General features: G+C 62.2%; 13 protein-coding genes. 11 read left to right on the top strand and 2 right to left on the bottom strand.

From position 1 onward, the window contains the following. The first annotated feature begins 102 nt into the window (after nt 1-102). The 5 genes from ftsZ to recN all read left to right on the top strand — a co-directional run bounded on the left by ftsZ (nt 103) and on the right by recN (nt 6,731). On the top strand, nt 103-1,797 hold the full coding sequence (ftsZ, locus tag CHU95_RS16420) for a cell division protein FtsZ (protein ID WP_094457426.1): 1,695 nt from the start codon (nt 103-105) through the stop codon (nt 1,795-1,797). Nucleotides 1,798-2,187: 390 nt separating this feature from the next. Beyond that, nucleotides 2,188-3,081, top strand: coding sequence for a UDP-3-O-acyl-N-acetylglucosamine deacetylase (gene lpxC, locus CHU95_RS16415; RefSeq protein WP_094457425.1), 894 nt, complete (start codon nt 2,188-2,190; stop codon nt 3,079-3,081). A 130-nt stretch (nt 3,082-3,211) separates the two neighbouring features. Then, entirely contained in the window at nt 3,212-4,021 is an 810-nt protein-coding gene (locus tag CHU95_RS16410; RefSeq protein ID WP_094457424.1) for a substrate-binding periplasmic protein, read from the top strand. Nucleotides 4,022-4,156: 135 nt separating this feature from the next. Beyond that, nucleotides 4,157-5,011, top strand: coding sequence for an outer membrane protein assembly factor BamD (locus CHU95_RS16405; RefSeq protein ID WP_165772228.1), 855 nt, complete (start codon nt 4,157-4,159; stop codon nt 5,009-5,011). 43 nt (nt 5,012-5,054) lie between these two features. Beyond that, nucleotides 5,055-6,731, top strand: a complete 1,677-nt coding sequence (recN, locus tag CHU95_RS16400) for a DNA repair protein RecN (RefSeq protein ID WP_094457423.1) — start codon at nt 5,055-5,057, stop codon at nt 6,729-6,731. A 309-nt stretch (nt 6,732-7,040) separates the two neighbouring features. Here recN and CHU95_RS16395 read toward each other — a convergent pair whose 3' ends face one another. Continuing rightward, nucleotides 7,041-7,523, bottom strand: a complete 483-nt coding sequence (locus CHU95_RS16395) for a peroxiredoxin (RefSeq protein WP_094457422.1) — start codon at nt 7,521-7,523, stop codon at nt 7,041-7,043. A gap of 160 nt (nt 7,524-7,683) precedes the next feature. Between CHU95_RS16395 and CHU95_RS16390 the strand changes: the two genes are divergently transcribed. Next, entirely contained in the window at nt 7,684-8,262 is a 579-nt protein-coding gene (locus CHU95_RS16390; RefSeq protein ID WP_094457421.1) for a YqgE/AlgH family protein, read from the top strand. A 155-nt stretch (nt 8,263-8,417) separates the two neighbouring features. After that, the gene (gene pal / locus CHU95_RS16385; protein ID WP_094457420.1) at nt 8,418-8,942 is read left to right on the top strand and encodes a peptidoglycan-associated lipoprotein Pal; all 525 of its coding nucleotides are present in this window, start codon (nt 8,418-8,420) and stop codon (nt 8,940-8,942) included. A gap of 45 nt (nt 8,943-8,987) precedes the next feature. Here the strand turns inward: pal and CHU95_RS16380 are convergent, their stop codons facing one another. Next, a complete protein-coding gene (locus CHU95_RS16380; protein ID WP_094457419.1) occupies nt 8,988-9,512 on the bottom strand; it encodes a lysozyme in 525 nt (174 codons plus the stop codon). 199 nt (nt 9,513-9,711) lie between these two features. Between CHU95_RS16380 and CHU95_RS16375 the strand changes: the two genes are divergently transcribed. The 4 genes from CHU95_RS16375 (at nt 9,712) to CHU95_RS16360 (ending at nt 13,276) form a co-directional block, all read left to right on the top strand. Beyond that, nucleotides 9,712-10,842, top strand: a complete 1,131-nt coding sequence (locus CHU95_RS16375) for a pentapeptide repeat-containing protein (protein WP_094457418.1) — start codon at nt 9,712-9,714, stop codon at nt 10,840-10,842. A 129-nt stretch (nt 10,843-10,971) separates the two neighbouring features. After that, the gene (locus CHU95_RS16370) at nt 10,972-12,126 is read left to right on the top strand and encodes a pentapeptide repeat-containing protein (RefSeq protein ID WP_165772227.1); all 1,155 of its coding nucleotides are present in this window, start codon (nt 10,972-10,974) and stop codon (nt 12,124-12,126) included. Nucleotides 12,127-12,300: 174 nt separating this feature from the next. Further along, nucleotides 12,301-12,942, top strand: a complete 642-nt coding sequence (locus tag CHU95_RS16365) for an EF-hand domain-containing protein (RefSeq protein WP_094457416.1) — start codon at nt 12,301-12,303, stop codon at nt 12,940-12,942. Nucleotides 12,943-13,021: 79 nt separating this feature from the next. Next, complete coding sequence (locus CHU95_RS16360; RefSeq protein ID WP_094457415.1) at nt 13,022-13,276, top strand: hypothetical protein; 255 nt, start codon at nt 13,022-13,024, stop codon at nt 13,274-13,276.

Raw genomic sequence — 13,276 nt, 5'->3', positions numbered from 1 at the left:
GCAGGCCCAGCGCCCGCCGATAACGGCAGCCAAAGCCTGATCCCACCTTTCCGATCCGCGCCCTTTCCAGAATCCCTCCCCCCGCCAGAGGAGTCCCGCCAGATGAGCATTAAACTCGGTATCCCCAGCGTCGAAGTGCAGACCAAGCCCCGCATCACCGTGTTCGGTGTCGGCGGTGCTGGTGGCAACGCCGTCAACAACATGATCCGTTCGGCCCTGGAAGGGGTCGAGTTCGTGGTGGCCAACACCGACGCCCAGGCCCTGCAGGGCAACCTGGCCTCCAAGCGGGTGCAACTTGGCTCCACCATCACCCGTGGCCTAGGTGCCGGGTCACGCCCCGATGTGGGTCGTGCTGCTGCCGAGGAGCAGCTCGAAGAGATTCTGGGCCATCTGTCGGGCACCAACATGTGCTTCATCACCGCCGGTATGGGCGGCGGGACCGGCACGGGTGCCGCCCCCGTCATTGCCCGTGCAGCGCGTGAGCAGGGCATCCTGACGGTGGGTGTGGTCACCAAGCCCTTCAATTTTGAAGGCGCACACCGTATGCGCACGGCCGAAAGCGGCATCGCCGAACTGGCTCAGTATGTCGATACGCTGCTGATCATCCCGAACCAGAATCTGTTCCGCATCGCCAACGAGAAGACGACCTTTGCCGACGCCTTCAAGATGGCCGACGATGTTCTGCATGCAGGCGTGCGCGGCGTGACCGACCTGATGGTCATGCCCGGCCTGATTAATCTGGACTTCGCCGATATCCGCACAGTGATGAGCGAGATGGGCAAGGCCATGATGGGTACCGGCGAGTCCGACAGCGACCGCCGCGCCATTGACGCCGCCGAGGCCGCCATCAACAACCCGCTGCTGGATGATATCAGCATGAAGGGGGCGCGTGGTGTGCTGATCAACATCACGGGCGGTCATGACATGACCCTGTTTGAGGTGGACGAAGCCGCTAATCGCATCCGCGACGAGGTCGATCCCGAAGCCAACATCATCTTCGGTTCCACCTTCGATGAAAGCATGTCGGGCAAAATGCGGGTCTCTGTGGTGGCCACCGGCATTGATAATGCCGTCCAGCAGCGCCCGCCGGTCGGTCAACCGCAGTTGCAGGTCGTGTCGGGCCGCCGTGTCGCCCCGACTCCGGCGGCCGCGCCTGCCAGCGCGGTGGCCAGCATTCCGGCGGTCCCGTCCAACCCCATCCCGGTGCGCCCGGCCCTGCAGCCCGCTGCCATCCCGGGTGCGGCCGCCCCGGCCTTTGCCCCGATGACGCCGGCCCCCATGCCCGGTGCCACCCTGGCCGAGGCACCGGCCGCCGCCACCGCGATGGGCGAAGAACAGCCCGCAATCGAGGCCCAGGCCACGGCCGCCATGGCGGTCGCCACTGCGCCGATGGTCAGCGCGCCGACCAGCCACGAACTGCGCCCGTCCGACATGCGCCCGGCTGCTCCGGCCCGCCGCGACGACGCGTTCATTCCGCCCCGTGCGGCTGAAGGCGCCCCCCGTGCCACCCAGCCGACGGCGCCGGAAAGATTTGTGCCGCCGGCGCCGCAGCCGGAGAAGCGCGGCTTCTTCAACAAACTGTTCGGCGGCGGCAGCCCCCAACCGGCCCCGGCGGCGCCGCGCATGCCGGCACCGGCCCCGCAGTCGCCGGCCCCGCAGTTCCACGCCCAGGCCCGTCAGGCCGCCCCGGCCCCGCAGCCGGTCGTGCAGCCCGAACCTGCGCCGCGACCGAAGGCCACGCCGAGCGATGAAGAAATGCTGGATATTCCGGCTTTCCTGCGTCGTCAGGCGAACTGACCCGACGGGAATCCGGGCAGCCCTGGCGGTGGACCTGCCCGGTGAACTCTGTTCATTTTCAATCACTTATCGCAGTGCACAAGGGGCCGGTCCGGCGGGGACCGGCCCCTTTCATTTTACCTTCGCCACAATTGCGACAAAATTGTGAAGAGGTTTCAGATACTTACGGGCGTATGCCGTAACAATCGGTAACAAAGAGTGATTTGAGCCTGGACGAAAGCTCTGGCATTTTCACAGTGCGGAGATCAGCGGTACCGCATTGCAGCGCAGGTGGGATGGCACTGCACATCGTGATGGACCCATACTAAATTGGAGCCATCACGAAGGGACAGCCGCTGGCTTTTCGCACCAGGGGGCGTTACTGTCGATTTTAGGGAAAGGGACAAATCCATGTCCTGGCAACAGACGCTCAAGAGCACCATCAACTGCGCCGGCATCGGTCTCCATTCGGGGCGCCGCGTCCGCATGACCTTACGGCCTGCCCCGGTTGACCATGGCATCAGCTTTGTCCGCACTGACGTCCCGGCTGATCGCGCCGTAATCCCGGCCCGGTGGGATCTGGTGGCGGATACCCGTCTCTGTACCCTGCTGAAGAATGAGCATGGCACCACCATCGGCACCATCGAGCATCTGATGGCGGCCCTGCGTGGGCTGAACATTGATAATGTTGTGGTCGAAGTGGATGCGCCGGAACTGCCCATCATGGATGGTAGTGCCGCACCCTTTGTCTTCTTGATCGAATGTGCTGGCATTCAACAGCAAGACCAACCGCGCCGCGTGATCCGTGTCCTGCGGGAGGTGCGGGTGCAGGATGGGGACAAGCTGGTCAGCCTGTCGCCCGCCCCGGTCAGCAGCTTCCGCGCCGAGATCGTTTATGAGAATACGGCGCTGATCCGCCGCCAGGAAGGTTTCCTGCGCCTGACGGACAACGCCTTCAAGACGGAAGTCGCGGACTGTCGGACCTTCGGTTTTGCGCATGAGGTGGAAGCCATGCGCCATGCCGGGCTGGGTCTGGGCGGCTCATTGGACAATGCCGTGGTCATTGATGGTGATCATGTCCTTAATCCCGGTGGACTGCGCCACACAGATGAGTTTATTCGCCATAAAATCCTGGACGCTGTGGGCGATCTGTATCTGGCTGGTGGTGCGATCCTCGGTCATTACCAAGGGCTGCGTCCTGGGCACGCCATGAATAATGCGCTCCTGCGCGCCCTGTTCGCGGACAATACCGCTTGGCGTCGGGAAGATGCGGAGATGTGGGACAACCGCGCCGCGGTCGCCTGATGGGGGGAGGCATTGTCCACCCTTACGGATAAGGGGGCGTCGGCCAGGCCGGCGCCCCCTTTTTTCATGGGACTGTCACTGGCCTTTGCGTCATCATCAGGCATAGTCACCGTCGTTCCAAGGGTGAGCGATGTTGCATTGGCCTCTTCCCAGCCTGCTTCTTGCCACCCTCTGGGGCCTGGCCGCAGTCTTGTTGATGCCTGTGGCAGCCGTAACGGTGGCTCGCGCCGACACCGCCCCTGACGGTGCGGGCCATACCGTTCGACTGTCCAGTCTGGATTGGCCGCCCTTCAGTGGAGAAAGTCTGCCTAACCGTGGCCTGTCCACAGCCATCGTAGAACGTACCCTGAAACGGGCAGGTCTCGCCTTGGCTGTAGAGTTCATGCCCTGGCAACGTGCGGTCAATACGGGTTTGCGGACGCCGGGATATGCCGGGTATTTTCCGGAATATCAGACAGCCGCCAGTGAGGCTAAATGCCTGCTCTCAACCCCGATCGGCAGCAGCCCCCTTGGCTTTGCCGAACGGGTGGGCGCACCGGTTTCCTGGCGCAGCCTGTCAGACCTTGCTGGCCGCCGCATCGGCACAGTGCGTGGTTATGTGAATACCGATGCTTTTGATCGGGCGGCTGCCGATGGCATCCTGACCGTGGAGCCAGCCGTCGATGACGCCACAAATCTGCGCAAGCTGGCGGCGGGGCGGCTGGACATGGCGGTGATTGATGGCAATGTCCTGTCGCATCTTCTTGCCACCGATCCCGATCTGCGCTCCCTGCGCACGGGCCTGCGCTTTAATGATCGGTTGTTGGAAGACAAAAGCCTGCATGTCTGTTTTCGCCCGGATGTTGTCGGAAGGGTATTGCGGCAGCGTTCCGACGAAGCGCTCCTGGCTGAACAACCGGATTCCAGTCTGCTGGCCGCTCGGTCGGCCTTCAAACAGTGATTTCCCCGGCATGCCCGCCATGGTTCCGCCAGGATTCAACGCCATCTTCGCTGAAAAGCGCCTTTCGGTGCGTGGCCGTGACGTTTGCCGCTTGGCGGTGGCGGTCCCGTGCGTGCTATAAGGCATCCCGCATTCATGCTTGCTGCTTGGTTGTCCTTGCCGATGCTCCGCACCGAACGTCTGAACCGCCGCGCCCGTGTCCTCCGCCATCTGGCGCCGGTCGCCCTCCTGTTCCTCGCCGCCTGCTCGGGCAAGAAGGACGAGCTTCCTTATGTGGAGCGGCCGGTTGAGCAGATCTATTCCGAGGCGTCCAACGCCATCGACAATCGCAACTACACCAAGGCAGCGCTGCTGTTCGACGAGGTCGAGCGCCAGCACCCGTACAGCCAATGGGCGGTACGGGCGCAGTTGATGGCGGCCTATTCGCACTATCAGGCGCTGCGCTATGATGATGCGATTACGACGTTGGATCGGTTCATCGCGTTGCATCCTGGCAACCGCAATGCGGCTTACGCCTTCTATCTCAAGGCCTTGTGCAATTACGAACGGATCAGCGATGTCCGTCGTGACCAGAGCACGACATACGAGGCGTTGAAAAATTTGCAGGAAGTGGTCCGCCGCTTCCCCACCAGCCCTTATGCCCGTGACGCACGGCTGAAGATTGACCTTACCCGCGACCATCTGGCGGGCAAGGATATGGAGGTCGGCCGTTTTTACTTGGCAACGGGCGAATATATGGGCGCCATCAAGCGCTTCCGGCGCGTGATTGATGAATATCAGGCGACCAGCCATGTTCCCGAAGCCCTGCATCGCATGGTCGAGGCCTATCTGGCCCTGGGTATCCGCGAAGAAGCGCAGGCCAATGCGGCCCTGCTGAGCCATAATTATCCTGGTTCCGTCTGGTACCAGGACACCTATGCCCTGATGAACCGCAGCGAACGTGGCGAGAAGCCGTCCTTGTTCCAGCGGGCCGTCGACTGGCTGTTCTGATCCGGCTGTTTCGATTCCCCCTTCCTACCGCCCCGGCTGTGCCATGCTTGTCACCCTGTCGATCCGCGACGTCGTCCTGATCGAACGCCTGACGCTGGCGTTCCAGCCGGGGCTTTGTGTGCTGACGGGCGAGACGGGGGCCGGCAAATCAATCCTACTGGACGCGCTGGGGTTGGCGCTTGGCGCGCGTGGCGATAGTTCCCTGGTCCGTCATGGTTGCGATCAGGCGAGCGTCACCGCCGAATTCGACCTGGGTAAGCGGGGTGACCATCCAGCCTTCGCCATTCTGCGCGAGCAGGAACTGGAGGTGGAAGACACGCTGGTCATCCGCCGCACCCTGACCAATGACGGCCGCTCCCGCTGTTTCGTGAATGATCAGCCGGTGGGCGTCACCCTGCTGCGTCGGCTGGGCGAAACCCTGGTCGAGGTGCATGGCCAGTTCGACACCCATGGCTTGCTGGACCCGCGCACACACCGCGACCTGCTGGACGATTACGCCCAATTATCAGCGCAAGGGCAGAAAGTCGCGACCGCCTGGCGTGCCTGGCGCCAGGTGGAACAGGCGCGCCTCTCCGCAGCCGAGGACGCCTCCCGCGCCCGCGCCGAGGAGGATTACTTACGCCACGCGGTGGAGGAGTTGGATCAACTCTCCCCAGAGGAGGGTGAGGAGAAGTCGCTGGCCGAACAGCGGGTCGTGCTGCAGCACCGTGAGAAGCTGATTGAGAGCCTGACCCAGGCGTCGACCGAACTGTCGGGCGAGCGTGGAGCGGAACGGGCCCTGGCCTCGGCGCTGCGTACACTGTCGCGCATCGCCGATAAGGCTGGCGGCAAGCTGGACCCCATCATCTCCGTCCTGGATCAGGCGGCCAGTGAGGTGGGCGAGGCATCGCGCGCCATCCAGGGTTTCGCCGCCGATATGGACGGCGATGGCGGCAATCTGGACAAGATAGAGGAACGGCTGTTCGCCTTGCGCGCCGCCGCCCGTAAACACGGCACTGACGTCGATGGCTTGGTGACCCTGCGCGCCGCAATGGCCACCAAGCTGAACCTGATTGAGGATCAGGGAGACCTGCTATCGAAGCTGGCATCGCAGGCAGAGGCGGCCAAGGCCGCCTATCTGGAGGCCGCCAGGGTCCTGTCGGCGGCGCGGGTGAAGGCGGCGGGCAAGCTGGATCAGGCAGTGGCGGTGGAACTGAAGCCCCTGCGCCTGGAAAAAGCCCGGTTTGCCACCAAGGTGGAACAACTGGGCGAAGGAGGATGGAGTGCGGCGGGCATCGACGACATCGCCTTCCAGGTGGCCACCAATCCCGGCACCCCGCCTGGCCCGCTGGCCAAGATCGCGTCGGGTGGTGAGCTTGCGCGCTTTATGTTGGCGCTGAAGGTGGTCCTGGCCCAGGTGGGCACGGTGCCAACCCTGGTGTTCGACGAGGTTGATACGGGCGTTGGCGGTGCGGTGGCCGATGCCATCGGCGAGCGACTGGCCAAGCTGGGCCAGCATGATTTGCAGGTCCTGGTGGTGACCCACAGCCCGCAGGTGGCCGCCCGCGGCGCGCATCACTGGAACGTCCGTAAGAAGGTCAGCGCCGGTCGTACCGCAACCGAAGTGGTGGCCCTGACGCTAGAAGAACGGCTGGAAGAAGTGGCCCGCATGTTGTCGGGCGCGGAGATCACGCAGGCCGCCAGGGCAGCGGCAGAAAGTTTGCTGGCCGGACGTGGGTGAGACGGGTGACCAGCGCCCTGCGCTTTTCCCCCACATCTGGCGTTTTCCACATCCCGAGGCCGCCTGGGCGTGAACAGCACCCCTGTCTGATCTAAGCGCGGTCGGGATATGATGTGGGCGCGGAAACAGGTCTCAACAGCCGGGCGGGTACCCGGATTTGGGTGTATCCGGGCCGCTTTTACGCGCCGCCCGGGGGTTCACACCCGCCCGCCAGACGTCCCCTCAAGGCCGGCATCTTCAACAAAGACAACGGGCCGGATGCGTCTCCGCTCCGGCCCGTTCCTTTCTGCGAACCAGCCTGCTGGCCGATCACAGCACTTTCAGAACATACTCAGCGCTCGACACTTCAAATGCGCCGGGCTTTTCCACTTCCAGGCGGGTGATCACGCCATCCTCGGCCACCAGGGCGAAGCGCTGGCCGCGATGACCCAGATTATAGGCGGTGCCGTCCATCTCCAGCCCCAGGGCTTTGGTCAGGGTGCCGTTGCCATCGGGCAGCATGGTCACCTTGCCGGCCACATTGTTGGCCTTGCCCCAGGCCTGCATGACGAACGGGTCGTTCACGGCCATGCAGACGATATCCTCAACACCCTTGGCCTTGATCGCCTCGGCATTGTCCACGAAGCCCGGCAGATGCTTGGCCGAACAGGTGGGGGTGAAGGCGCCCGGTACTGAGAACAGCACGACCTTCTTGCCCTTGAACAGATCGTCGGTGCTGACCTCCTGCATGCCGGATTCGGTCAGGTGCTTCAGGGTGACCGACGGGACACGGTCGCCAACCTTCACGCTCATCTGCTTGTCCTCCCCTGGGGGGTTGTTGACGAAAACATATGGCCCGTTTCTAGGCCACACCCGGCCCCGCGACAAGCAAAAGGGTCAGGTGTCGAAAAACACCCCCGTTACGGTTGGCGACTGCTATGATTGTCTCCCGTCAAAACAGACCCGCATCGCCATGCCGCAGCCCCAGAAGAAGCCCCTGACATCGCTTACCGGCCATCTGCTGATCGCCATGCCGCAGATGCCGGACCCACGGTTCGAGAAGACCGTGATCTACATATGCGTGCATAATGCAGATGGTGCGATGGGGCTGGTGGTGAACCGGTTGTTCGACGGGATCAGCTTTACCAGCCTGCTCCAACAGTTGGACATTGATGTGACCCGCCCGGCGCGGGAACTGCGCGTCCATTTTGGCGGACCGGTCGAATCGGGGCGGGGTTTTGTCCTGCACAGCCCCGACTATCACCAGGACGGCAGTATGCCGGTGGGCGATCAGGTGGTGCTGACGGCAACAGTCGACATTCTGAGGGCTGTGGCCGAAGGGCACGGGCCCGAAAAAGCTATTCTGGCCCTGGGTTATGCCGGCTGGGGCCCCGGACAGTTGGACCAGGAGATGCAGCAGAATGGCTGGCTGCACGCACCTGCCGATAGCGCCATCCTGTTCGACAGCGATCTGGACGGCAAATGGGAGCGGGCGCTGGCCAAGCTGGGCATCAACCTCTCCATGCTATCATCGGATATCGGCCACGCCTGATCTGGCCGCCACCCCATCCCTAATCCGTGCCATGCAGCGCCTGCCCAACACAGGCCCGGCTTTGGTCCAAGTCCCGCCGTAATCACAGGCTTGGATGATGGGGGGCTGCCGGCACTGCATGCCGGTGGAAACATCTGGGAATGAGAGATCAAAAGATGAAGCGCACCAATCCTCTGCTGCTGGCCCCCCTGCTGCTGCTGGCGGCCTGTTCCTCCGTCCGCGACAGCGATCAGCAAGCGAGCAATACTGGCGGTGGTTACACAACGCCCTTCCCCGGTTCTGGCGCCGGAACCACCGGCGTGGAACAGTCGAACTTGACGGCCAACCTGACACCGCAGCAGCAACTGGCGCAGATCGGTGATCGGGTCTTCTTCGCCCTGGACCAGTTCGAGGTGTCGCCAGAAGCGGCCGCCACTCTGGATAAGCAGGCAGAATGGCTGCGGGCCAACCCTGCCATCACCTTGACCATCGAAGGCCACTGCGACGAACGCGGCACGCGTGAGTACAATTTGGCGCTGGGTCAGAAGCGCGCTGACAGCGTAAGGCGTTACCTGACTGCCAACGGCGTCGATGCTAATCGCCTTCAGGTTCTATCCTTCGGTAAAGAACGCCCGGCCGTGGCCGGGTCATCCGCCGATGTCTGGGCACAGAACCGCCGTGCTGTTAGTGTCGTGAACTGATGCCGACGGGCCCGTCCTTCCGCCGGAAGCGATGGGCCCGCCGCTTTATGCCGATAAGAACAAGGCCCGTTCCGCCACACGCCGCCGGGTCAGGCCCGGCAGTTCCACCTTGCGGCCGGTATGCGGATCGGTCGCCTTGTTCCAGCCCAGGAACTGATCCGACGCCCCCACCCGGTCCCCGGCATTCAGCCGTTTCAGCAGGGTGCTGGCGGCAAAAGCCGTAATCCCGACATTATAGACAAAGGACAGGCAGGCGCCGAACTGGTTATCGGTCAGCAAGGTGCGGACCCGCACTGCCACCTGCCGCCCGACCTTGCCCAGATCATCCATCAAGAACGTCAGGGCACGGGCCTCATCAATCCCATCGGGATATACGGCATGGGCGCGGGCACGATCCACCTCTCCCTTCAGCAGGCGGCCCTCAAGCCCGAGCACCAGACGGCCATAACCGATGGTCCAAAATCCGGCGGGACAGAGATAGGGTTGCAAGCCTGGCCGGTCCCGGTCTCCGTCACCCAACCCCTCAAACCGTTTGATCAATTCGACAGTGGCAATGTTGATTCTGTTCATGCTGCTGCCTGGTTATGGTTTATATTCCTAATGCATCGGATCACAAACCTACAATCAAGGTCAAGAGACTTCCCAACTCTGTGTCGCCTGGGAGGCCGGGATATGTCTTTTGGCCAGGACATCATGGAGATGTTGGTGGATTACCCATGTCTGCGTGTATGGCATAGTTGAACTGGACGTTGGATCAAGCAGCAGCCCGATGAACAAACCGCAGAGCGCCCACACCTTGCCGTCGCATGACATGCAGGTCATGCTGGCCCAGCACACGCTTTTTGCCCGTGGTCATGCGGGCAAGCGGTTGGAGATGCGCCTGCAAAACCTGTCGGGCATCAAGCTGAATAATTTTGATCTGTCGCAATGCCTGCTGCTGGCCTGCAACCTTTCCTACACGGATTTGGAAGGATGCAGCTTTCAAGCGGCGAACCTGTCCAACAGCCTGTTTATCGGCGCCAACCTGAAACATTGCGATTTCACCCGCGCCGACCTGCGCGGAACGCGGTTTTACAAGTCCGACCTGCAACAGGCCAAAATGACAGGGTCAGACATGCGGGTCGGGTCCATCACGCTGAACAGCGGTGGCGTCGCCAAACAGCGGGAGTTCACCACCGACTTGTCCTTCTGCAACATGGAGGAAGCAACTTTGCAGGACGCGGTGCTGCATAATGTCCGCCTGCGCGGGGTCAATATGCGCAATGCCGACCTGTCGGGCGCCGATCTGTCAGGCGCCGATATGCAGGGTGTCGTGCTGCTGGGCGCACAGATGGAGCGAGCGAAGTTCACGGGTGCCAATATCAAGAATGCCGTGTTTACGGTGAATGACGACACCCGCCGCCTGTTTGCCGGCAACCCGGCATTTGAGGAACATCTGTCCAACCTGCGGGAAACAGACCGGATCGTTGCCGCACATGAGGAATGGGTGAATTCTGGGGGGCGGTCCGGGTCACGGGCGGATTTTGCCGGTATGGCCTTGCGCGGGGTCGATCTGCGCGGACGGGAACTGTCCGCCGTATCCTTCCGGGGCGCGGACCTGACGGGGGCCAAACTGGCGCATGCCCGACTGGCGGCGGCTGATTTCAACGGGGCAACACTCGCCTATGCCGAACTCTCGAACGCCGATCTCCGCGGGGCCGGGATGGAGAATGCCCGGTTGCTGCACACCCTTGTCGACGGCGCTGATTTCGGTGATCTGGATTTGCGGGGGGGCGGCAAATTGGCGATCCGTTTTGCCGGCGCCTCAATCGAATGGACCAGCTTTGCCCAATGCGTGATCACACCCGAACAGCTATCCGGTGCGGTCCTACGTGAATGCCGTATGCCGGAAGAGCCGTGACCCAGATTCAGCAGCATTAACTTATTAATCATTTTCTTTTGGTATTAAACAAGTCAGTATCCGTAAGCGGGTACGCAATCAGTGCTGCTCTGCTCTCTTGAAATAAAAAAAACATACGGTTGGATGTTTATGGCAATTCAGGCGCCCGATACCGGTTCTGCACGAACAGACCTGACCACCCACCTGGCGATGCACTCCCTTTTTCTGAAGGGCAAGGGTGGACGGCGACTTGAACTTCGGCTGGCAAGCATCGAGGGGCTTCAACTTAAAGGCTTTAATCTGTCGCAGGCAACAATGCTGGCCTGCAACCTGTCACAGACAAATCTGGAAGGCTGCAAGTTCCGGGAAACCGACCTGGCCAACAGCCTGTTCATCGGTGCCAATCTGAAACATTGCGATTTCACCCGTGCGAATTTGCGTGGGGCCCGTTTCTACAAATCCGATCTGGCACAGGCCAAATTGGATGGCAGTGACATGCGTATGGGCAACCTGACCCTGCATCGCAAGGGTGAAGACGTGGTCAGCCGTGAATTCATTACCGATCTGTCCTTCTGCAATCTGGAGGATGCATCGCTTGAGGATGCGGTGGTGCGCAAAGTACGGTTGCGCGGCGTGAATATGCGCAACGCCAACCTGTCAAATGCGGATTTCAGTGAAAGTGATCTGCAGGGGGTCGTTCTGCTGGGCGCCAAGATGGAAGGTGCCAACTTCCTGCATGCCGATATCAAGGACGCCACCTTTACGATCGACAACACGACACGTCGCCTGTTCCAGGGATTGCCGGCCTTTACCGAACACCTGCAGAACCTTGCGGAAATTGACCGCATTGTAGGACAGCACGAGGAATGGGTGGAAAGCGGTGGCAAGACCGGCACCCGCGCCGACTTCACGGGCCGCAAGATGAAGGGTGTGGATCTGCGCGGGCGCGAATTATCGGCCATGTCGTTCCGAGGGGCTGACCTGTCGGGTGCGCAATTGAGCCACGCCAAACTGGCGGCCAGCGATTTCAGCGGCGCCAACCTTTCCTATGTCGACCTGTCGGGATGTGATTTGCGTGGCGCCGGGTTCGAAGGCGCGACCCTGCGGAACACCGTGCTGGAAGCAGCCAATATGGAAGACCTGCAACTGCGCGGCGGTGGGGCACTGCCCGTTCGGTTGCGGGATGCCGCCATCGAATGGGTGGATTTCAGCCAGGCCATGATACCGGGGGATCGGTTTAAGGGCTTGAAATTGCGGGACTGCACCCTGCCCGATGGCGCCAGCGCAATAGCGGACCCCGCCTGATCCACACCCGACAGGACGCCCCGCCCGGACGCGTGTCATCAGAAGCTCCAAAGGTTTTGGCCAAGCGGGTCCTTGGGTCCACCAAAGCCTTACAGAAGCGGTAGCGAGATTTATCTGCTGGCCCCCACCCTGCGAGCCCGTTAAGCAGAAGCGGAACAGCGAACGGAGCGGCGGATGCGGCGGACGGTTTGGCGGCAGGCAGGTCTCGGCTTAGGACTGGTGGCCATGGCTTTGGCCCTGGCATCATGCGGGGGGGGACGGGACACATTCCGGCCCGGTATCCGCTACAGTCCGGTCAGTCCCGTCGGGGAACCGCTGGCAGCCCCCACCCGCGATGCAGAGGCCTATCGCGCCGCGATGCGTGACTGGTTCACGCGCGCTGATACTGACCGCAACGGTACGCTGTCCCTGCTGGAATTGACGGCAGAGGCAGGGCGTGTCTTCCCGCTTTATGACCTCAACCGCGATGGATACGTCACGTCTTATGAGTTAACCCAGTATCGGGTCAACTTGCCCACCCACAGCGCGCCGGCGGATACCGGGCGCCGCCTGCGGCCCGGCCGCATCGACATGACACCGGACGAGGCCGCGACCGCCCGCGTAGATGGCCGAGGCCGGGCCGATTACCGCATGGGGATTGACCCTGTGATGTCAGCCGACAGCAACGCTGATTTCCGCGTCACACCAGAGGAGTTGCGGGCAGAAGCAACCCGCCGGCATGCCATCATGGACCAAAATGGCGACGGCACTGTCTCACGGCCTGAATTCATGGAACAGGCAGAGGGTCCGATGCGCGCCTGGGCCGTGGAAGACTGATCCCTAACGCTTAAGTACAGGGCGGGTATTGGCACCCCGCTTGCTGTGTTCCCCCTATCCATTGGCATAGGGGGTTCCCATGACCGAGTTCGGCCTTTTCATTGTTCGCCCGCCGCAGGGGGTGGCCACCGTGGCCGCTATCCATCCATCCCGTGCCGATGATGCTCGGGTGACCTTGAAGCGTCTGCGTGGCAGCGGTTTCGTCATCAAGGCGCTGTCAAAAGCCAGTGTCCCGTCCAGCGAACGCGAGGCCGCCCGTGTCCAGCTTCAGGGCCTGATCAACGGCATGTTCGAGCAGGCACCTTATCGCCCCGCCGTTTCACTGGTCTGGTAA

The organism is Niveispirillum lacus, from assembly GCF_002251795.1.
GTDB classification, from domain to species: domain Bacteria; phylum Pseudomonadota; class Alphaproteobacteria; order Azospirillales; family Azospirillaceae; genus Niveispirillum; species Niveispirillum lacus.
Note: the sequence above shows the minus strand (reverse complement) of the source record. Positions and strands in the feature narration are given on the sequence as shown.

What these genes read in the sequence shown, in the direction of transcription:
- pal (WP_094457420.1), top strand. Translation starts at nt 8,418, where the DNA reads ATGAAGCGCACCAATCCTCTGCTGCTGGCCCCCCTGCTGCTGCTGGCG.
- CHU95_RS16390 (WP_094457421.1), top strand. Translation starts at nt 7,684, where the DNA reads ATGCCGCAGCCCCAGAAGAAGCCCCTGACATCGCTTACCGGCCATCTG.
- lpxC (WP_094457425.1), top strand. Translation starts at nt 2,188, where the DNA reads ATGTCCTGGCAACAGACGCTCAAGAGCACCATCAACTGCGCCGGCATC.
- CHU95_RS16405 (WP_165772228.1), top strand. Translation starts at nt 4,157, where the DNA reads ATGCTTGCTGCTTGGTTGTCCTTGCCGATGCTCCGCACCGAACGTCTG.
- CHU95_RS16380 (WP_094457419.1), bottom strand. Translation starts at nt 9,512, where the DNA reads ATGAACAGAATCAACATTGCCACTGTCGAATTGATCAAACGGTTTGAG.
- ftsZ (WP_094457426.1), top strand. Translation starts at nt 103, where the DNA reads ATGAGCATTAAACTCGGTATCCCCAGCGTCGAAGTGCAGACCAAGCCC.
- CHU95_RS16360 (WP_094457415.1), top strand. Translation starts at nt 13,022, where the DNA reads ATGACCGAGTTCGGCCTTTTCATTGTTCGCCCGCCGCAGGGGGTGGCC.
- CHU95_RS16395 (WP_094457422.1), bottom strand. Translation starts at nt 7,523, where the DNA reads ATGAGCGTGAAGGTTGGCGACCGTGTCCCGTCGGTCACCCTGAAGCAC.
- CHU95_RS16410 (WP_094457424.1), top strand. Translation starts at nt 3,212, where the DNA reads ATGTTGCATTGGCCTCTTCCCAGCCTGCTTCTTGCCACCCTCTGGGGC.
- CHU95_RS16375 (WP_094457418.1), top strand. Translation starts at nt 9,712, where the DNA reads ATGAACAAACCGCAGAGCGCCCACACCTTGCCGTCGCATGACATGCAG.
- CHU95_RS16370 (WP_165772227.1), top strand. Translation starts at nt 10,972, where the DNA reads ATGGCAATTCAGGCGCCCGATACCGGTTCTGCACGAACAGACCTGACC.
- CHU95_RS16365 (WP_094457416.1), top strand. Translation starts at nt 12,301, where the DNA reads ATGCGGCGGACGGTTTGGCGGCAGGCAGGTCTCGGCTTAGGACTGGTG.
- recN (WP_094457423.1), top strand. Translation starts at nt 5,055, where the DNA reads ATGCTTGTCACCCTGTCGATCCGCGACGTCGTCCTGATCGAACGCCTG.